Here is a 19,247-nt window from a genome sequence, read left to right as displayed (position 1 = left end):
GTTATAATTGTTCCTTTTTAAAACGAACTGCTGCTTGTGCTGCAGCCAGCCTAGCAATTGGTACACGGTAAGGAGAACAGCTAACATAATTCAATCCAGCCTTATAACAGAACTCGATGGAAGAAGGATCCCCTCCGTGCTCTCCGCAAATGCCTAATTTAATGTCTGGTCTTGTTAATTTGCCTTTTTCCACAGCCATTTTAACCAGCTGCCCTACACCTTTTTGGTCTAATCTGGCAAATGGGTCAAAATCATATATTTTCCGCTCGTAATAATGGTCTAAGAAATTGCCTGCGTCGTCACGGGAGAAACCAAAAGTCATTTGCGTCAAATCGTTAGTGCCAAAAGAGAAAAATTCCGCTTCACTAGCTAATTCGTCTGCTATTAGGCAAGCTCTAGGAATTTCAATCATGGTACCAACTAAGTATCTTAATTCCACACCAGCTTCTTGAATTACCTCACAAGCTGTTTTTTCTACTATATCCTTAATACATTTTAGTTCCTTTAATTCACCAACTAAAGGAATCATGATTTCTGGTACGATATCGTAGCCTTTTTGCTTGACATATATTGCTGCTTCAATAATAGCTCTAGCTTGCATTTCAGCAATTTCGGGATAGGATACAGCTAGACGGCAGCCTCGATGGCCCATCATAGGATTAAATTCATGTAAGGATTGCACTTTGCCTTTTAGTTCTTCAAAGGAAACTCCCATTTCTTTAGCTAACTCTGCAATATCCTCATCTTCATGGGGTAAGAATTCGTGCAATGGCGGGTCTAAGAGACGTACAGTTACAGGTCTTCCTTCCATAGCCTCATAAATGCCGATAAAATCATTTTTTTGCAAAGGCAATAGTTCAGACAAAGCAGCTCTTCTCTCTTCTTCACTATTAGCTAAAATCATTTTTCTTACTTTAGGAATCCTGTCTTCTTCAAAAAACATGTGTTCTGTCCGGCATAATCCAATACCTTGGGCACCAAAGGCTACTGCATTTTTAGCATCCTTAGGCGTATCTGCATTAGTCCTAATCTGCATTGTCCTTAGTTCATCTGCCCAGGACATGAATCTGGCAAAATCACCGGATATTTTCGTTTCTACAGTAGGAATATCTTCTCCATAAACGTTTCCTGTTGAACCGTCAAGAGATATATAATCTCCTTCATGATAGGTTTTTTGGCCTACTTTAAAATATTTTGCTGCTTCGTTAATTGCAATTTCACCACAGCCTGCAACACAGCAAGTACCCATGCCGCGGGCTACAACAGCAGCGTGAGAAGTCATTCCGCCTCTAACTGTTAAAATCCCTTGGGATGCGACCATACCCTCAATATCTTCAGGAGAAGTTTCTAAACGGACTAGAATCACTCTTTCTCCTTTTTTATGAGCTTCTTTTGCTTCCTCAGCTGTAAAATATATTTTTCCAGCAGCAGCACCAGGTGAAGCAGCTAATCCTTTAGCAATAGGTTTTGCTGCCTCTAAAGCGTCAGGATCAAAAGATGGGTGAAGGAGTTGGTCAAGCTGACGTGGGTCAACTTTGAGAATAGCTTCCTCTTTAGTTACCATTCCTTCATCAAATAAATCTACCGCTATTTTTAAAGCTGCAGCAGCAGTCCTTTTGCCATTCCTAGTTTGTAAGAAATAAAGTTTTTTATTTTCAATAGTAAATTCCATATCCTGCATATCTTTATAATGCTGTTCTAGTTTTTGCGCAATAGACATAAATTCATTATAAACTTCCGGCATGTCTTTTTCTAAGGTTTTAATGGATTTTGGAGTCCTAATCCCAGCAACTACGTCTTCACCCTGAGCATTAATTAGATATTCTCCAAAAATCATCTTTTCACCGGTAGCAGGGTTACGAGTAAATGCAACTCCCGTCCCTGATGTTTCTCCCATATTGCCAAAGACCATCATTTGGACGTTTACTGCCGTACCCCAGTCACCAGGTATATCGTTCATCCTACGATACACAATTGCCCTTGGGTTATCCCAAGAACGAAATACTGCTGTAACAGCTTCGATTAACTGTACTTTGGGATCTTGAGGAAATTCTTCACCTAGTTCTTGCTTATACAATTCTTTAAACTTAGTAAAAACTTCTTTCAAATCATTTTCATTTAGGTCTGTATCAAATTTTGCGTTTTTTAGCTCTTTAATATCATCTAAAATTAATTCAAATTTTGATTTTGCTACACCTTTAACTACGTCAGCAAACATTTGGATAAATCTGCGGTAAGAATCATAAGCAAAGCGAGGATTATTGGTAGCAGTTGCAAATCCCTCAACCACTTTATCATTCAATCCCAAATTTAAGATTGTATCCATCATTCCTGGCATGGAGGCTCTAGCTCCGGAACGAACGGATACTAATAATGGATTTTGGGCATCTCCAAATTTTTTGCCGGAAATTTCTTCTACTTTAGCTAAGGCATCTTCAATTTGTTTTATAATTTCCGATGAGATTTTCTGATTTTGGGCATAATAATTATTACATGCTTCTGTAGTAACAGTAAACCCTTGGGGAATAGGCAAACCCAGCCTAGTCATCTCGGCAAGGTTAGCCCCTTTGCCTCCCAACAAATCTCTCATGGAAGCGTCGCCTTCGCTAAACATGTATACATATTTTTTAGTAGCCATTATGCTCCTCCTCATAATAAATATCCAAAACCTTGCTGGCAGTTTCCTCCACAGCACGGTTAGTTACATCAATAATGTGGCAACCCAATTTATTCATTATTTTTTGGGCATATTCCAGCTCATGCTGGATTCTATCTATGCTAGCATAACTAGCGTTCCCAGTTAAACCTAAGGCTTTTAAACGTTCCCCCCTTATCTGATATAACTGTTCCTGGTTTATAATTAACCCAAAAATTTTGTTAGGGGAAATTTGAAACAATTCTTCGGGAAGAGCAGCTTCTGGTACTAGGGGCACATTAGCAGTTCTAAGCCGTTTATGAGCTAAATACATACTTAGGGGCGTTTTTGAGGTTCTTGAAACACCGATTATAACTAGATCGGCCAATAATAGACCTTTGGGATCTTTTCCATCATCATATTTCACAGCAAATTCCACAGCGTCTATTTTACGAAAATATTGCTCATCCATTTTTCGAACAAGACCAGGCTCCAGTACAGGTTGGACATTATTAACCTTAGCCAGTGTATCAATCAAAGGACCCAGAATATTTACCGTCATAATATTTTCTTTAGCTGCCAGTTTTAATAAATAGTCCTCAAGTTCAGGCCAAACTAAAGTATAAGCTATAACGCAATTATAATTACTTGCTTCTTCAACTATTTCAGCTAAGTCTTCCTTGCTGTTGACATATGGAAAACGCCTTACTGATATATCTTTATCTTTAAATTGACTTATGGCAGCCTTGGCAACTAACTCCCCTGTTTCACCTAAGGCATCTGATATCACATAAACCATAGATGCTTTGGTAATATGTATCCCCCCTAACTAAATCAAACTTCAAAAGTCTGACTTAATTAAAATATTATTATCTTGTTAAATATATTCCCTATTTTTAATAAGTATTTCAAATACCTTCGCTTAGCTCAACAAAAAGACTAGTAATATTTGTTTTAGTTAATCTTCCAATTACTTCTAGTTTCTCTTGCTCTCCCTGATCCTCGACCCTTCTAACTACTGGTAAAGCATCAACTTTATGTTCAATGATTTTTTTGGCAGCTTCATAGACAGTTTCGTCTGGATCTACCATAACTATATTGGGCATTCTAGTCATTACAATGCTTACAGGCGTTTTATGCTGGTCCCCTTGGCCTAAGGAATAGCGCAAAAGGTCTTTTCGGGAGACAACTCCTTCTAAATTTCCTTGTTCCCCCACGATAAATAATGACCCAACATCCTTAATAAACAAAGTAACAATAGCATCATACACTGTAGCATCGCTTTTAATGACAATTGGAATAGATTTAATATCCTTAACTAACACTGATTTTAACTCTTCAGAGACTAAATTCTTGGTGGATTTACCACTATAGTAATAGCCTACCCTAGGGCGGGCATCCAAAATTCCTGACATAGTTAAAATTGCTAAGTCGGGCCTTAATGTTGCTCTGGTTAAATTGAGCTTACCAGCGATTTCTTCGCCAGTTACAGGACCTTGAGCCTTTACAATTTCTACTATCCGCATCTGTCTTTGTGTCAGTTGGATAATACCACCCCCCTTTTTATTACATATTAGCACTAACATTTTAAAGTTTATAGGCAATTATTTGTTATGTTAGGGATTATTTTAGCATACTAATTTACTAAAAGGTATAAAAGTATAACACATTCTTTGATCATTAGTTTCCATATATTATAACAAAATGCAAATAACACCATAAAATATTATTAAAGGAGCTCCTTTAAATAAAATTTGAGGAGGGAAAATAATTGTTAGATTCAAAAGAAAATGGTTTTGAGGGTAATGAAATTGAAATAGTTAGTAAAGTTGATCAACTAGTAATAGAGGATGCTTGCGTTGCTGTATTAACTGGATTTATTGATGTAGAAAAAATTTTTCGTTTAGGTCGGGAAAAATTCTTTCTTGAGAAAAAGCTTCCTTTCCAAGTTGTAATTATTAAAACGCCATGTAAACCATGTGCTGATGATTAATAAAAAAATCGAGTAAGGTAAAGCCGATAGGGCTTCTTTCAGCCATCGGCTCAGCAAACATGCCGGGCAAATTAAAAAAATGGCGGGCAAAATGCCCGCCTTAAAAAGCCACACTCCGGCAAGGCATTGACATGGGATATTTGGCTTTAATTACCCATTTAATAATCTATTTTATAACCAATTTTGAAAGATCTGCAATACGGTAGGTTAAATCCGTAACCATTTGCAATAACCCTAGCCGGTTTAATTTTATTTTTTCATCATCAACCATAACCATTACCTGGCTAAAGAAATCATCTACAGGCTGGCGTAAAGTGCTAATGATTTTTAGAGCTTGAGCATAATTAGCTTGATCCAATTCTTTTCGAATTTTTGCATCCGCTGCAAGAACGGAATTATAAAGCTTCTGTTCAACATCATCGACAAAATCATCTGCCTGGACTTGAATTTTTGCATAACCTTTAGTTAAATTTGCTGCCCTGGCAAAAGCAGTTGCTAAAGCGGCAAATTCCGGTTCCTCGCCAAATTCCTGTAATGCCTCAGCTCTGTTAGCTGCATCAGCACAATTGTCAAAATCTATAGCTAAAACAGCATCTACAATATCATAACGAATGCCCTGGTCTTCCAAGATATTTTGAATTCTTTGGCGGAAGAAATTTAAAATCAGGTTAATTTTTTCTTCATCCATAGCTCCTAGAACAGCACCATAAAAGCTGCGGGTTTGAAGAATTAGCTCCCGTAAAGATAGACTTAAACGATGGTCAATTAGGATATGGCAAATCCCTAAAGCTTGGCGTCTCAAAGCGTAAGGATCTTGAGAGCCGCTGGGTATTAGTCCAATACCGAAGCAGCCTACAATTGTATCAATTTTGTCTGCTATGCTCAGCACAATTCCTGATGTACTTTTTGGAACTTCATCTCCAGAAAACCTAGGCTGGTAATGTTCTCTAATGCCTCGTGCCACTTCTTCAGGGTAATTTTCCAAACGCGCGTAATAACCACCCATTATACCCTGTAATTCAGGAAATTCGTAAACCATATTAGTAACTAAGTCAGCTTTACAAATTAAGGCAGCTTCTTCTACTAAAGCTGTTTTTTGTTCATCTAAATTTAAAAATTGTGCTATAGATTTAGATAGCATTTGAATCCTTTGCACTTTTTCATAGACAGTTCCTAGTGCCTCTTGAAAGATAATATTCTGCAAAGCTTCGGTCTTTTGTTTTAATGATACTTTTTGATCTTCTTGATAGAAAAATTCCGCATCTGCCAAACGAGCCACTAAAACTTTTTCATTGCCTGACGCAACATTATCTAGATAATCCTGTCCACCGTTGCGAACTGTGATAAATTTAGGAAGTAATTTATTCTCACTTGAGTAAACCGGGAAATACCTCTGATGTTCTTTCATAGGCGTAATTAAAACTTCTTCCGGCAATTTTAGATATTTCTCCGGGAAGGAACCGCAAAGAGCCGTAGGATATTCCACCAAGTAGGTTACCTCTTCCAGCAGCTCTTCATCAGTCTTAACACTGCCACCTACCCTTTCAGCTATTGCTTGAATTTGAGCCCATATTTCCTTGTGCCTTCTATTTTGATCAACAATTACATAGGCAGTTTCCAGTTTTGCCAAATATTCTTGTGGATGGTCTAAAATAACTGGCTTTTGGCTTAAGAAACGATGTCCTCTAGTTTCCCTGCCTGCTTTTACTCCTGCAGCTTGAAAATCAACTACTTCTGAACCGTAAAGAGCAACCAGCCAACGAATTGGTCTGGCAAAACGCATTTCTTCGTAACCCCAGCGCATTGGTTTAGGGAAATTAAGACCAGTTAAGAGACTATGCAAAACCTCAGCTAAAATGTCCTTGGTCATTTTGCCAGTTTCTTTTACAATGGCACACATGTATTCTCCTGAACCTAGACTTTTAACTTCCAAATCCTCAACGGCTACCCCTTGTCCTTTGGCAAAGCCAAGAATAGCTTTTGTAGGATTACCATCGGCATCAAAAGCAACTTTTTTGGCAGGTCCTTTTACTTCTTTCGTTAAATCCTCTTGGCGGCCGGCCAAATCTTCAATGTATAAGGCAATTCTTCGAGGAGTACCATATGTTTTTAAACCTTTATAGGCTATTCTCTTTTCAGTAAAAATTTTCTCAGCTAATTCCTGAAACTGGTTGATGCTTCTTTGCATAAACCTGGCCGGAATTTCTTCCGTACCTATTTCAAATAATAAAGCAGGCATGCTTATTCCCCCTTTGATCCTGGATTATCTACGCCCAGCCTCCGGCGAAGTTCTTCATCTTTCAGCAGCGGGTATCCCAACTTTTCCCTTTGCGCCACATAACCTTGAGCACACAGTCTAGCTAAATTTCTCACCCTTCCGATATAACTTGTCCTTTCTGTTACACTTATGGCTCCACGAGCATCTAACAAGTTAAAAGTATGGGAGCATTTCAATGCGTAATCATAGGCAGGCTGCACCAAACCTGCTTCAATTACCCTTTCCGCTTCTTTTTCATACATGTCGAAAGCTTTAAGCAGCATTTCCGTATCTGCTACTTCAAAATTGTAATGAGAGTAATCTACCTCATTTTGATGATGTACATCTCCGTAAGATAAGTCCCCTACCCAATTAATTTCAAAAACACTGTCAACCTTTTGAATAAAAGTTGCTAAACGTTCTATTCCGTAGGTGATTTCAGCACAAACAGGATAGCAGTCAATGCCGCCGCATTGTTGGAAATATGTAAATTGGGTAACTTCCATTCCGTCTAACCAAACCTCCCAGCCAAGGCCCCATGCTCCCAGGGTTGGAGATTCCCAGTTATCCTCAACAAAGCGGATATCATGCTTTAGGGGATCGATACCCATAGCCTCTAAGCTCCCTAAATACAGTTCTTGAACGTTATCTGGCGATGGTTTTAGAATAACTTGATATTGATAATAATGCTGTAAACGATTAGGGTTTTCCCCATACCGCCCATCAGTTGGGCGGCGGGAAGGCTCAACGTAAGCTACATTCCATGGTTCTGGTCCTAAGGCCCGTAAAAAAGTAGCAGGATTCATGGTGCCTGCCCCTTTTTCCATATCATAAGGTTGTAAAATAATGCAGCCTTGGTTAGACCAATACTGATTTAAAGTAATGATTAATTCTTGAAAATTCATAATAGACCTCCTTGCAAAAATATAAAAAACTTCTCTCCTTGCAGCTATTTGCTACAGGGACGAGAAGTTATCCCGCGGTTCCACCCTGATTGCCTCGTAAGGCCACTCTTTATTTAAAGCTCTGGCTGCCCTTCATTTCTGCATTTTACCGATTTGCACCACCCACCGGCTCTCTAAAAAATGCAGGAAATTACTCCTTCCATCATTGCTGTTTATAAATATTTACCCTTTACAATAACAGCCTTAAATTAATTTGTCAATGTTAAAGTTCAATATCCTCTTCTTCAGTATCGCCGTCGTTTTTTTCAATCTCCAGAGTGTATTTGTTCATAGCAGCTGCCACAGTACCTATACCGGCAGCAATTGTTAGAGGCATACTAGTTAATACACCTACTAAACCTAATGCACCAATGGTAGCGGGTATTTCTAAAACTGTTTCTCCAGCTTTTTTAATTTTAACTTTTGTTACATTGCCTCTTTGCGCAATGCTTTTAATGCGGCTAAAGAGCTCTCCGCTTGTATTTTGCATTTTTTCTTCCCACTTGGTGCTTTTTTGCTCTAGCTCAATCAAAGCTTCCACCAAATCACCACCAGAGCGATCTAATGCTTCCTTTGCTTCTTTAAAACTTACTCCTAAACGGTCCCTAATGACATCGATTTTTTCTAGTTCTGTCAATAATCCTCACCCCTTTTTATTAGGTTTAACTTTTAAGTGCTTTTCTATTCATCCATTTCCCGGTTAAATACTTTTCAGTTTACTCATAAATCCAGCTGCTTTTAGTTTTCGCTCCAACAGAAATTCTAAATAATCTGCCAAAGTCTCTTTCAATATAATCCGATCATTAGAGCTTATTTTAAGCCGATTTAAATGGCGAGGATTAATTTTTTGTAATTGTTTCCAAATAGCTAATGTTGAACCATTGAGCTTTTTACATTGGCTTTGATTATATTGACAAGAAGAGCATAAAAGACCGCCTTCAGCAGCGGAAAATGTATTTATTCCCATTTGGATAGGTTGTCCACATAAAACACAAGCATCAAGCTCAGGTTGGTATCCTAAAATATTTAGTAGTTTAACTTCAAAAAACCTTGTTACTAGCTCCAAATCTTCATAGACTAAAAGCTGTAATGCTATTGAAAGTAGTATGTAAACCTGCTGATTTTTTTCCTCTTCCGGAAGTAAAAGCTGCACTAATTCCATTTGATAACTTGCAGCAGACAGATGCTCTAAATCTTTACGCAAACCTGGGAAGCCTTCTATTAACTCACATTGGGTAATTATGTTGCGTTCCTGACCTTTGTAAAGCATTACTTTACTGCAAGAAAAAGGTTGTAATGCTCCTCGATTCTTGCTTTTAATTTTTCTAATTCCTTTAGCTAAAGCGCTAATCTTGCCCTGTTCCTTCGTAAAAAGCGTTACTATTTTATCTGCTTCTCTAAAATTCTTAGCATTTAAAACAAAAGCTTCTACTTGACATAAACGCATTTTTAATTTTCCGCAACATAATTAGCATTTGGTTGATTTGTTTGTACTTCATCCTGACGCAGATTTTTATAGAACAAATAGGCATTAATGTAACCAGTATTTGCAAATATTTTCCACATAATGTTACTTTCCTTCATAGTTCTATCCCTTTCTGCTTTTAGATTGACAGTACTAGGTTTAGCCTAATAAAGCCTTCATATCCTATAAAATGTTTGGAAAATTGACCATATTTAATTTAAATCTAGCAGTATTTTAGAGTTGTGTCAACAAAAATTATAAGTTTTTACCACCATATCCAAAATCTTGTAAATAATTTGTTTTGGTACGCCAATCCGACCTTACCTTTACCCAAAGTTCTAAGAATATTCTGCTGCCCAAAAGGCTTTCAATATCCGCTCTTGCTAACTGTCCTATTTCTTTCAGCATTTGTCCTTTTTTGCCAATAATGATCCCCTTTTGTGAATCCCTTTCCACATAAATACTAGCGCCGATGTAAACACTGCCCCTTTTCCTTTCCTGAATTACTTCTACTTGCACTGCTACAGAATGAGGTATCTCCTGCTCAGTTAAAGTAAATATTTTTTCGCGAATTAATTCGGCAATAACTAACCTTTCTGGTTGATCTGTCACCATGTCTTCAGGATAATACTTTGGTCCTTCAGGCAGGTAAGAAGTAAGTACATCTAATAAATGCTGTACATTTTCCCCTTGCAGGGCAGAAAGAGGTATTATTTCGGCGAAGTTAAACCTCTGGCTATATTCCGCAATAAGAGTTAAAATTTCATTTTTAGGAATTAAATCGATTTTATTAAGAATTAGTAGAACAGGAGTCTTACTTTGGGCTAAAATCTGTAGAATATATTCTTCCCCCCCACCGTAAGGAGAAGTAGAATCAACTACATACAAAACTGCCTCCACTTCCCGAATGGTATTTAAAGCAGTTTGAACCATATATTCGCCTAACTTGTGTTTAGGTTTGTGAATTCCTGGTGTATCTAAAAAAACAATTTGACTATGTTCTGAAGTATAAACTCCTTGAATCTTATTTCTTGTAGTCTGAGGTTTATCAGACATAATAGCTATCTTTTGACCAATTATATTATTCAAAAGGGTAGATTTACCTGCATTAGGCCTACCGATAATTGCCACGAAACCAGATTGAAACTTTTGAGTCATTTGGCACCCCTTTATCTAATTATGATACTAACCCCTCTCCAACCTAAAGGCTGCAGGGTAAAGCTGTTCCAAAGTATATTCACAAACCCTCAAAGGGTTTTGAAATATAATGGGTAAGCTTGGAGCAAATTCATGTAAAACTTGGCGGCAAGCTCCACAAGGGCTTGTTACCTTGGCAGAATCAGTAACAATCGCTAAGCCCACAAAGTTTTTTTCTCCCTGAGCTACAGCAGTAAAGACACTATTTCTTTCTGCGCAAACAGTTAAACCGAAACTGGAATTTTCCACGTTTACCCCTGTATAAACTTGGCCGTTTTCTGCCAGTAAAGCAGCTCCCACCTTAATTCCTGAATAAGGGGCATAAGCATTGAGCATAACATCGGAAGCAGCCCTTAATAGAAGCCTCTTCTCATTTTCTCCTAGCATTTAGCCACCTCTTTTTTTCAATTCTTCTAAATATAGTTTAAACATTAATTAATTATTTAATTAGCCAAAAAAATATTTTCTGCACATGACCAGCAAAAAGGAGCCAGCCAATAAGCACTGCATTTAAAGCAGCCAACAGCACTGCACCGGCAGCTATATCCTTAGCAGCCTTAGCCAAAGGGTGATAATCTTGGACGCATAAATCTACTGTTTTTTCGATAGCTGTATTAATTAATTCAGTAATGATTACTAAAGAACCGGCCATAATTAAGGCAATGAATTCAAAAGCACTAAGATTACAAATCCACCCTAAAAACATAACACTGCCAAAAGCTATAAAATGAATGCGGAGATTTCGTTCCGAAGAAAGTGCACAAATAACGCCCCGTAAAGCATTTTTAAAGCTATCTTTAAATGATAAAGGTTTCATTTTACCTAAAAAGACCAGCCGAATTTAAAATATGTTCTTCTTTTTGGCGCATAATTGTCCGTTCTTCCTCAGTCTCATGGTCATAACCTAAAAGATGCAGGCAGCCATGGACTGCTAAAAAGGCTGCCTCTCTTTCTAAACTATGGCCGTATTCCAAAGACTGCCGCCGGGCAGTTTCTAAGGAGATAACAATATCACCCAGCAAATTATCATCGAATGGGTCAGCATAATCCGGTTCATTTTCCGTTTCCTCTTGTAAGGCAAAAGAAAGTACATCTGTAGGAGCGTCAATTCCGCGATACTGCCTATTTAGTTTTTGGATATAAGAATCATCAACAATGAGCAGTGAAATTTCCACTTCCTCCTGGGGTTTTTCAAAATCAAGTGCTATTTTTAATGCTTTAGTAATGACTTCTTGCAAACTGGTATTAAATTCTATTTTATCTTGTTCATTGCTTACGAGGAGTTGCATCTTTTATTTTCCTTCTTTCCATTTCTTTTAAAACTTGATCAGGATATTCTATCCTGGAATGGAAGATGCCGTTGAGCACCAAGAGGAAAGATTGAGCAATGGTATCTAGCTCCCTAAAAGTCAGTTCACATTCTTCCAACTGGCCATCGTCCAATTTGTCTTTAATTACTTTACGAATAAAGCCTTCCATTCTACCAGGAGTAGGGTTTTTTAAGGACCTGACACCAGCTTCCACAGCATCAGCCAGCATTACAATGGCCGCTTCTTTGCTTTTGGGTTTAGGACCTTCATACCTAAAGTCTTCTTCATTGACAGTTTCAGACTTATCATTATCTGCTGCAATGTTTTCCAAAGCTTTATTATAGAAAAATGAAATTAAATTAGTTCCATGGTGCTGGGCAATAATATCAACAATAACCTTAGGCAGTTTACTTTCTTTAGCCAATTCCAGGCCATCTTTAATATGGGAAGTAATAATTAAAGTACTTAAAGTTGGCGTCAATTTATCATGGGGATTTTCGCTGTTAATTTGATTTTCAATAAAAAAGTAAGGTCTGCGAATTTTGCCAATATCATGATAATAGGCTCCTACCCTAGCTAAGATGGAATTGGCACCTACGGCATCGGCAGCACCTTCAGCTAAATTGCCTACTAATACCGAGTGATGGTAAGTACCCGGTGCCTCTAACAGCAGTCTTCGTAAAAGAGGCTGATTAGCATCAGATAGTTCCAGCAGCTTAACAGATGTAGTAATGTCGAAGACTGTTTCCAAAAAAGGCAAAGTGCCTATGGCCGCCACTGAAGATAATAAGCCATTGGCTAAAGCAAAGGAAATAGCTATAGCCATACGATACAAACTATAATTCAGCATCATTCCCAGTGCCAAAGCAGTCATGGTATTAGCCAGCATTACATAAAGGGCTGCCTTCATTAAATCTCCCCTCTGGCTTAAGCGGGAAACACTAAAGACACCTGTAATACCACCAATAATTACGGCCACCACAAATTGAAATTGGTAACCATTTAAAACTCCAGTGTACAACCCTAAAATAAATGCACTAAAAATTGCCAGCTTCGTTCCAAGTAAGATGGCAATTAACATTGTAATGGCACTGGCCGGAACAAGATAGCCAATCAAAGCCATTGCATCTGATGTACCGCTGAAGCTGGATAAAATTTTTATAATAATTAATCCTAGTACCAGCAGCAGCGCCAGCAGCAGCTGATGAGACTCGCTATGCAAAATGTCTTTATAATACTGGCGTAAGAAAACAACAATCAAGATACAAGTCACTAGCACCAACAATGCTACGCCAAAAAAGTTGGTAAAACTAGTACTTGTTCTGAGTAAACCTAATTGTTGCAATGCTTCAATTTTTGCAGGTGTTAAAATGTCACCTTCGCCTGCAATTTTTTCACCTTGTTTAATGGTTACTCTAACGGGTTCCACTTGAGCTCTTGCTTCCTCACGTTTTTGGGCTGTGCTCACAGGATCATTGATTAAAGTTTCTTTTAAAGTAACACCCTTATATATTTCTTTTAAGGCATCCTGATAAATCTGATCAATAGCTAAAAGTTCAATTTCTTTTGAGATATTTTCCTTAGCTACGGGCAAGGCAGCTTGCTGAACCCCAGACTCCATAATTTTATCAAGAATTTGAATAGCCTGTTTTTCTAAATAATTTAATGTATTGTTGTCCGTCTCCAACAGGGTGCGGGCAGCGGAATCAGTCATGGCAAAACCCAAACTATTTTTTACTTTGATTACTTTTTGGTCTTCATTTACCCCTTGAAGTAATCTTATTTCCCTAATTTTTGCAAAGTTGTTGTGAATTGCATACTCCATATCCGCAATGGCACTTTGATCTACCTTAAGAACAGGAGCTACGTCTTTGGCTGCTCTATCCCTAGCCTGTTCAGTTAAAACTTCACTCTCATAATCTATGCTCTGCCTAGAAAAAAAAGCTCTAGGGCTAGGTTGATTGGCAGCCACTTCCAAACTGCGGGGCAAAAGGCTTGTCCCTAGGATTAGGGTCGCTACAAAATAGAATAAAAATAGCCATAAAAGCCGTCTAAATTTATAATTCTTAAATCCCGAAAATAATTTATCCAAGTTTTTCTTCCAAATAATTTCCTTCAAAGTAAAAACTCCTTTCAGGATTAATTTAATCCTGATTCTGGTAACTGTCGTAAGCTTGAATTATTTTTTGCACTAAAGGATGCCGCACCACGTCAGCTTGGGTTAAATACTGAAAGGAAATTCCGTCAATGTGGCGTAAAACTTTCCGGGCTTCAACCAGCCCCGAAACATTGTTAGGTAAATCCACCTGGGTAATATCCCCTGTAATAACTGCTTTGGACCCAAAACCAATGCGAGTTAAAAGCATCTTCATCTGTTCAGGAGTTGTATTTTGAGCCTCGTCTAAAATAACATAGGAATCATCTAAAGTACGTCCCCGCATATAAGCTAAAGGAGCCACTTCGATGATGGTGCGCTCCATGTATTTCTGGGCAGTTTCAAAACCAAGCAGATCATACAAGCTGTCGTACAAAGGACGAAGATAAGGATTAACTTTGTCCTGTAAATCGCCAGGCAAAAAACCTAGTTTTTCCCCTGCCTCCACAGCCGGACGGGCTAAGATAATTCTATTGACATCTTTATTTTTTAGAGCTAAAACAGCCATTAATACTGCCAAATAAGTTTTACCCGTCCCAGCAGGGCCAATACCAAAAACAATGTCATTGTGGCGCATAGCTTGAACATATTTTTTCTGTCCAATAGTCTTTGGCTTTATTTGTCTCCCTTTAGGTGTAACATAGATAACTTCTGATAACTCATGTGCTAAATCAATATCCTGACTATCCTTTTTTACTTGGTTAAGGGTATAATTAACGGTCATTTGGTCAATGCTTACTCCTGATTTAATTAAATTGGCTAATTCCGTAAAAACTTTTTCCGTCTTAATAACTTCTTCCTTCGTTCCTGCAATCATGATCTCGTTTCCCCGAGCTATAACTTTTGTATGAAAATTCTGTTCTATTAAACGAAGATGCTCATCCTGCTTACCGAATAGAGTTACGGCATCGCCATTATTATCGATTACTACTTTCTTTTCTATATATTCGGACAAACTTTTGCTAACCTCCTGAATTAAATATAATTATTTTAACCATAATTAACTCTTACAAACCAAGTATACTATTGCTGTAAAATTTGTGCCATACCTATATCTTCTAATGTTTCTATATTTACTCTAACCTTAATTTTCTGCTGCTGGACCTCCTCAACAATATTTTTCCTATCCAGGATTTTTGCTTGTTGCGGTATCTTTGCACTAAGGATATTAAAGGCTTTTTTTTCGGCTATTTTCACAGCCCTATCTTTACTTAGTACTTTCCGAGAACTGGAAAGCTCTAGATAAGTATTGTAAATTAATTCTATAGGTTTGGAGGAATCCCTCCAGAAGGATAAATTTTTAGTTTTTGTTTGCAATTTATACACTTTATAAGGGCTTTGTTGAGGCCCTTTTAACTTAATTACACGATCATTTATTCTCAGCAAGATTTGAGTAGATTTGTGTCCTGTCTCTGTTTTAACAAACTGAATTAAAGGTATTTCTACTGCATCTTCGTACCAGACTCTGGCTCGGACAATACCCTTTGCCTGGACATATGTGCAATTTTCATAATCTGGTTTAATTTCTCCAGTTTCCGGATCCAGCATCATACCCGGTACAAGGCTGGAAATCAGGATTTGCCCTTTTTGGACTGTATCTCCCTCTTTCACTTGGGGATCACCTTGCAGTACTAAAATCTCTTCAATGATTCCATCTTTGTTAGCAATAATATTGGCCGGCTCATTATCTGTTTTTTCTACTACTTGTTTTTCCACAACTTGAATTTTTGCTAAGGTTCCATGTAAATTAATACTGATAAAAGATGCTTCCGGCAACAAACCAACTAATTCTTTTTCCAGCTTATTTAAGTTAAGGTCTCCTTTTGCGGAACCTATTTTGAGGCCCACTTTAGCAGCTTGTGAGATAACTTTTTCTCGTGTTAAATGTTTTAACGGTTTTGCCGAATCCACTTCTAAAAACCATACATAAGATGACAGCCAATATAATATTATAGCAAAAGTAATTGCCCCAACTACCATTCCTTTACGCTGCTCTATTCGGCGCAAAAGAAAGGGAAATCCTCTGCGTTGGATTATTCTAAAACGGCATTTTGCACTGCGGGCAATGTGTCTTAAAGGTTTAATATGGTCTATGAAAACCTTGCATCTGAATTTTGTTTTGCTTTCCTCCACAATGTCCCATAGCATAATTCCATTTGTTATGGCTAAATTGATTAATTTTTCTTTTTGCACACCTTGAACCCGTATTTGACAATACCCTAAAAAAAAGGACCAAACGCTTTTTAAATTCATTTATTTGTCCCCCTACCTCAAAAAAAGAAGCCCTTCAATTTGCCCTTCCACAGCTATCTCATCTGTCTTTATATTTTTTAAAATTAGTTCTTTACCACTAATCTCCAACTGACTTCCTAAAACACTTACCCTAATTTTTTCTGAATTATATTCAATAATACCCCGATGGTTTTCTAGGCAAAGATATTTGTCCCCGGTTATAGTAATTTTAGGTAAATCAAGTAAAGCATCTTGCGGTAATTCTAAAAAGTCTACAAATTGATTCTGAATTTTTTTCCTTTTGGATGCTAAAAAATTTTTAGACCACTGCATTAACTCTCACCCCTTTAAACTAATTTATGCCTAGGAGTTAAGAATTTAGACCAGCCTCAAAAAACTTTAGCTAAATAAAGATAAATATCTGCAGATCCTGTAGCAGTACTTCTTTCTCCCGCACTATATAGCGCTCACAAATCACAACAGCCTGCTGCAGAAGCAGTGCCGCTTCTACCCCAGCAGCAGCTAGCTTTGAAGAAATTGCCGCAAATCTTTAAAAAAATAGAATTTTCCCTTGACAAAAAGTTAAAAGGAAGAATAATATAAAATTGTAAGTATACCTAACGGGTAAACATTAAACTGATTTTTTTAGAGTTAATGTATACCTTTGGAGTATACATTTAAATTAAAAATGGTTGGGGAGGAATTTTAATGTCAATTTGTGTTTCTGCTGATAAAGTGCTGGAGAAATTTATATTAAGTAAAAAAGATTTAGAATCTTCATTTAATCGCGTTCCTGATCAAGAAGTGAAGTGTGCTTTTGGCATGCAAGGGATTTGTTGTCGTTTGTGTGCCAATGGTCCATGTCGAATCACTCCGACAACACCAAAAGGCGTTTGCGGTGCCACTGCCGATACCATTGTAGCTCGTAATTTTCTCCGCGCAGTTGCAGCTGGTGCGGCTTGCTATCTCCATGTTGTTGAGAACACTGCTGCTAATTTAAAAGCAATTGGATTAGGTCAATCAGATATATCCTTAAAAGGAACTAGATTATTGGAAGAGCTAAGCAGCAAATTAGATCTTCCAGGAAATAATGTGGGAGAAAAAGCTGTTGCTTTAGCAAATCAAGTTATACAAGATCTTTACCGTCCCCGTCACGAAAAGATGGAACTGGTAGAAAAGCTTGCTTACACACCACGTTATAAGAAATGGACAGAATTAAACATCCTGCCAGGCGGCGCAAAAGCAGAAGTTTTCGACGCTCTCGTCAAAACCAGCACCAATTTAAACAGTGATCCCATGGATATGCTTTTACATGCTTTGCGACTAGGGATTACAACTGGTATTTACGGCTTAGGTTTAACTAACCATCTAAATGACATCATTTGGGGCGAACCTAGAATTCGTTTGGCTAAAGTCGGTTTTGGGGTATTGGACCCTGAATATATTAATGTAATGGTGACCGGGCATCAACAAGCTCTCGTGGGCATTTTGCAGGATGGACTATCAACTTCTGAAGCAATCAATATTGCTGAAAAAGCTGGGGCTAAGGGCTTTAAACTAGTTGGTTCGACCTGCGTGGGTCAGGACATGCAGCTTAGAGGTGCTCACTGCCAACAAATATTTGCTGGTCAGACAGGCAATAACTTTACATCTGAAATTTTAATCGCAACGGGTGCGGTTGATTTAGTTGTTTCTGAATTTAACTGCACGCTTCCAGGAATTGAGCCGGTCTGCGATGCTTATGGGGTTCCTCAAATTTGTCTGGATGATGTGGCTAAAAAACAAAATGCAGAATATATTGCTTTTTCACTGGCTGAAAAAGATACCATTATTCAGAAAGTTATCGAAACTGCTGTTGAACGTTACAAAAAGCAACGTCCTTCAGTTAAGGTAGATATTCCTGAACATGGCTATGATGATGTAGTTACAGGTGTTAGTCAAAAAACACTGAAAGAATTTTTAGGCGGTTCTTATAAACCGTTAATTGATCTGATTATTGCTGGAAAAATTAAAGGAATTGCTGGAGTAGTCGGTTGTTCCAATCTGACCGCCAAAGGCCATGATGTTTTTACAGTTGAAATGACCAAAGAACTTATTAAGCGAAATATTATTGTCTTATCTGCCGGCTGTACCAGCGGCGCTTTAGAAAATGTAGGTTTAATGTCTCCCAGTGCGGCTGAATTGGCCGGAGAAAGTCTAAAAGCTATCTGTCGGCAATTAGAAATACCTCCCGTTTTAAACTTCGGACCTTGTCTTGCTATTGGCCGCTTAGAAGAAACAGCCGCCGATATTGCCGGAGAGCTAGGTGTTGATTTGCCGGAACTTCCACTCGTTCTTTCAGCGCCCCAATGGTTAGAAGAGCAAGCATTGGCCGATGGTTCCTTTGGGTTAGCTTTAGGGCTGCCTCTTCATCTAGCCATTCCTCCTTTTATAACAGGCAGTGAATTAGTTACCAATATTTTAACAAAAGACATCGAAGGTTTAACTGGCGGTAAAGTTATTGTCAATGGCAACGTAGAAGATACCGTTAATGAATTAGAAGCGATCATTATGGCCAAACGTGCCGGATTAAATATTTAAGGAGGGTCCAAGATGCAGAGAATTTTTATTAACAAGAGCCTCTGTGCCGGCTGTAAAAATTGTGAAGCGGCTTGTATGGCTGAGCATACTACTCATAGATCCTTATGGCTAGTTAATTTAAGTGATCCTTCTAATAAGCCTAATAATAGGGTTGCTTTAGATAATTCCGGTCAACCAACGCCTATATTCTGTCAGCACTGCGATGATCCTGCTTGTGTTACAGCCTGCATGGCAGGGGCACTCACTAAGAATCCCGAAACAGGCGTCGTTGAACATAATCGTGATAAATGTGCCGGCTGTTGGATGTGTATCATGTCCTGTCCTTACGGTATGATGCACACTTCTGGGGTCTATGAGGATACTGCCGCTAAATGCGATTTTTGTGCAGAGAGAGGAACACCTCGCTGCGTTAGCAGTTGTCCTACAGGTGCCATTACTCTTCGGACAATTTAACACATATTCGTTATAATCCGTAAATG

The 19,247-nt window shown here is 38.1% G+C and carries 19 protein-coding genes; 3 read left to right on the top strand and 16 right to left on the bottom strand.

All coding sequences use genetic code 11. The features are described 5' to 3' along the window. Position 1 precedes the first annotated feature (1 nt). From ppdK to RDV78_02980, 3 genes are all read right to left on the bottom strand, one after another. Positions 2–2,638, bottom strand: coding sequence for a pyruvate, phosphate dikinase (gene ppdK / locus RDV78_02990; protein ID MDS1029470.1), 2,637 nt, complete (start codon positions 2,636–2,638; stop codon positions 2–4). Continuing rightward, positions 2,628–3,434, bottom strand: coding sequence for a pyruvate, water dikinase regulatory protein (locus RDV78_02985; GenBank protein ID MDS1029469.1), 807 nt, complete (start codon positions 3,432–3,434; stop codon positions 2,628–2,630). Before RDV78_02985 ends, ppdK begins: the two co-directional genes overlap by 11 nt. 109 nt (positions 3,435–3,543) lie before the next feature. Further along, positions 3,544–4,161 (bottom strand): helix-turn-helix transcriptional regulator, encoded by a 618-nt coding sequence (locus tag RDV78_02980; GenBank protein ID MDS1029468.1) that lies wholly within the window; start codon positions 4,159–4,161, stop codon positions 3,544–3,546. A gap of 245 nt (positions 4,162–4,406) precedes the next feature. Here RDV78_02980 and RDV78_02975 point away from each other — a divergent pair, with 245 nt between their 5' ends. Beyond that, on the top strand, positions 4,407–4,628 hold the full coding sequence (locus tag RDV78_02975; GenBank protein MDS1029467.1) for a hypothetical protein: 222 nt from the start codon (positions 4,407–4,409) through the stop codon (positions 4,626–4,628). Positions 4,629–4,794: 166 nt separating this feature from the next. Here RDV78_02975 and glyS read toward each other — a convergent pair whose 3' ends face one another. The 13 genes from glyS to yqfC all read right to left on the bottom strand — a co-directional run bounded on the left by glyS (position 4,795) and on the right by yqfC (position 16,521). After that, entirely contained in the window at positions 4,795–6,867 is a 2,073-nt protein-coding gene (glyS, locus tag RDV78_02970; protein MDS1029466.1) for a glycine--tRNA ligase subunit beta, read from the bottom strand. Between the two features lie 2 nt (positions 6,868–6,869). Next, positions 6,870–7,790, bottom strand: a complete 921-nt coding sequence (gene glyQ, locus RDV78_02965; protein ID MDS1029465.1) for a glycine--tRNA ligase subunit alpha — start codon at positions 7,788–7,790, stop codon at positions 6,870–6,872. A 262-nt stretch (positions 7,791–8,052) separates the two neighbouring features. Next, a complete protein-coding gene (locus RDV78_02960; protein ID MDS1029464.1) occupies positions 8,053–8,466 on the bottom strand; it encodes a DUF4342 domain-containing protein in 414 nt (137 codons plus the stop codon). 63 nt (positions 8,467–8,529) lie between these two features. After that, positions 8,530–9,276, bottom strand: coding sequence for a DNA repair protein RecO (recO, locus tag RDV78_02955; GenBank protein ID MDS1029463.1), 747 nt, complete (start codon positions 9,274–9,276; stop codon positions 8,530–8,532). Positions 9,277–9,278: 2 nt separating this feature from the next. After that, on the bottom strand, positions 9,279–9,413 hold the full coding sequence (locus RDV78_02950) for a YqzL family protein (protein MDS1029462.1): 135 nt from the start codon (positions 9,411–9,413) through the stop codon (positions 9,279–9,281). A gap of 136 nt (positions 9,414–9,549) precedes the next feature. Continuing rightward, positions 9,550–10,452 carry a GTPase Era gene (era, locus tag RDV78_02945; protein MDS1029461.1) on the bottom strand — a complete coding sequence of 301 codons (903 nt, stop codon included), beginning with the start codon at positions 10,450–10,452 and terminating at the stop codon, positions 9,550–9,552. Positions 10,453–10,479: 27 nt separating this feature from the next. After that, positions 10,480–10,878, bottom strand: a complete 399-nt coding sequence (locus tag RDV78_02940) for a cytidine deaminase (GenBank protein MDS1029460.1) — start codon at positions 10,876–10,878, stop codon at positions 10,480–10,482. A 52-nt stretch (positions 10,879–10,930) separates the two neighbouring features. Beyond that, complete coding sequence (locus tag RDV78_02935; GenBank protein MDS1029459.1) at positions 10,931–11,308, bottom strand: diacylglycerol kinase family protein; 378 nt, start codon at positions 11,306–11,308, stop codon at positions 10,931–10,933. A 1-nt stretch (position 11,309) separates the two neighbouring features. Beyond that, positions 11,310–11,780, bottom strand: coding sequence for an rRNA maturation RNase YbeY (gene ybeY, locus RDV78_02930; protein MDS1029458.1), 471 nt, complete (start codon positions 11,778–11,780; stop codon positions 11,310–11,312). Further along, a complete protein-coding gene (locus RDV78_02925) occupies positions 11,758–13,920 on the bottom strand; it encodes an HDIG domain-containing protein (protein ID MDS1029457.1) in 2,163 nt (720 codons plus the stop codon). Before RDV78_02925 ends, ybeY begins: the two co-directional genes overlap by 23 nt. A gap of 25 nt (positions 13,921–13,945) precedes the next feature. Then, positions 13,946–14,911, bottom strand: a complete 966-nt coding sequence (locus tag RDV78_02920; protein MDS1029456.1) for a PhoH family protein — start codon at positions 14,909–14,911, stop codon at positions 13,946–13,948. A gap of 68 nt (positions 14,912–14,979) precedes the next feature. Further along, positions 14,980–16,209 carry a sporulation protein YqfD gene (yqfD, locus tag RDV78_02915; GenBank protein MDS1029455.1) on the bottom strand — a complete coding sequence of 410 codons (1,230 nt, stop codon included), beginning with the start codon at positions 16,207–16,209 and terminating at the stop codon, positions 14,980–14,982. A gap of 12 nt (positions 16,210–16,221) precedes the next feature. Further along, entirely contained in the window at positions 16,222–16,521 is a 300-nt protein-coding gene (gene yqfC, locus RDV78_02910) for a sporulation protein YqfC (GenBank protein ID MDS1029454.1), read from the bottom strand. 375 nt (positions 16,522–16,896) lie between these two features. Between yqfC and cooS the strand changes: the two genes are divergently transcribed. Further along, on the top strand, positions 16,897–18,768 hold the full coding sequence (gene cooS, locus RDV78_02905) for an anaerobic carbon-monoxide dehydrogenase catalytic subunit (GenBank protein MDS1029453.1): 1,872 nt from the start codon (positions 16,897–16,899) through the stop codon (positions 18,766–18,768). A gap of 12 nt (positions 18,769–18,780) precedes the next feature. Continuing rightward, positions 18,781–19,221, top strand: coding sequence for a 4Fe-4S dicluster domain-containing protein (locus RDV78_02900; protein ID MDS1029452.1), 441 nt, complete (start codon positions 18,781–18,783; stop codon positions 19,219–19,221). Positions 19,222–19,247 lie beyond the last annotated feature (26 nt).

It is taken from the genome of Bacillota bacterium LX-D (genome assembly GCA_031628995.1).
Lineage (GTDB): Bacteria > Bacillota > DUOV01 > DUOV01 > Zhaonellaceae > JAVLUO01.
This window is presented reverse-complemented; position numbering and strand designations above follow the sequence as displayed.

Coding starts and splice junctions, on each gene's coding strand:
- era (MDS1029461.1), bottom strand. CDS start 10,452: ATGACTCAAAAGTTTCAATCTGGTTTCGTGGCAATTATCGGTAGGCCT.
- yqfD (MDS1029455.1), bottom strand. CDS start 16,209: ATGAATTTAAAAAGCGTTTGGTCCTTTTTTTTAGGGTATTGTCAAATA.
- glyQ (MDS1029465.1), bottom strand. CDS start 7,790: ATGAATTTTCAAGAATTAATCATTACTTTAAATCAGTATTGGTCTAAC.
- RDV78_02950 (MDS1029462.1), bottom strand. CDS start 9,413: ATGAAGGAAAGTAACATTATGTGGAAAATATTTGCAAATACTGGTTAC.
- RDV78_02940 (MDS1029460.1), bottom strand. CDS start 10,878: ATGCTAGGAGAAAATGAGAAGAGGCTTCTATTAAGGGCTGCTTCCGAT.
- ybeY (MDS1029458.1), bottom strand. CDS start 11,780: ATGCAACTCCTCGTAAGCAATGAACAAGATAAAATAGAATTTAATACC.
- RDV78_02980 (MDS1029468.1), bottom strand. CDS start 4,161: ATGCGGATAGTAGAAATTGTAAAGGCTCAAGGTCCTGTAACTGGCGAA.
- glyS (MDS1029466.1), bottom strand. CDS start 6,867: ATGCCTGCTTTATTATTTGAAATAGGTACGGAAGAAATTCCGGCCAGG.
- yqfC (MDS1029454.1), bottom strand. CDS start 16,521: ATGCAGTGGTCTAAAAATTTTTTAGCATCCAAAAGGAAAAAAATTCAG.
- RDV78_02900 (MDS1029452.1), top strand. CDS start 18,781: ATGCAGAGAATTTTTATTAACAAGAGCCTCTGTGCCGGCTGTAAAAAT.
- RDV78_02935 (MDS1029459.1), bottom strand. CDS start 11,308: ATGAAACCTTTATCATTTAAAGATAGCTTTAAAAATGCTTTACGGGGC.
- ppdK (MDS1029470.1), bottom strand. CDS start 2,638: ATGGCTACTAAAAAATATGTATACATGTTTAGCGAAGGCGACGCTTCC.
- recO (MDS1029463.1), bottom strand. CDS start 9,276: ATGCGTTTATGTCAAGTAGAAGCTTTTGTTTTAAATGCTAAGAATTTT.
- cooS (MDS1029453.1), top strand. CDS start 16,897: ATGTCAATTTGTGTTTCTGCTGATAAAGTGCTGGAGAAATTTATATTA.
- RDV78_02985 (MDS1029469.1), bottom strand. CDS start 3,434: ATGGTTTATGTGATATCAGATGCCTTAGGTGAAACAGGGGAGTTAGTT.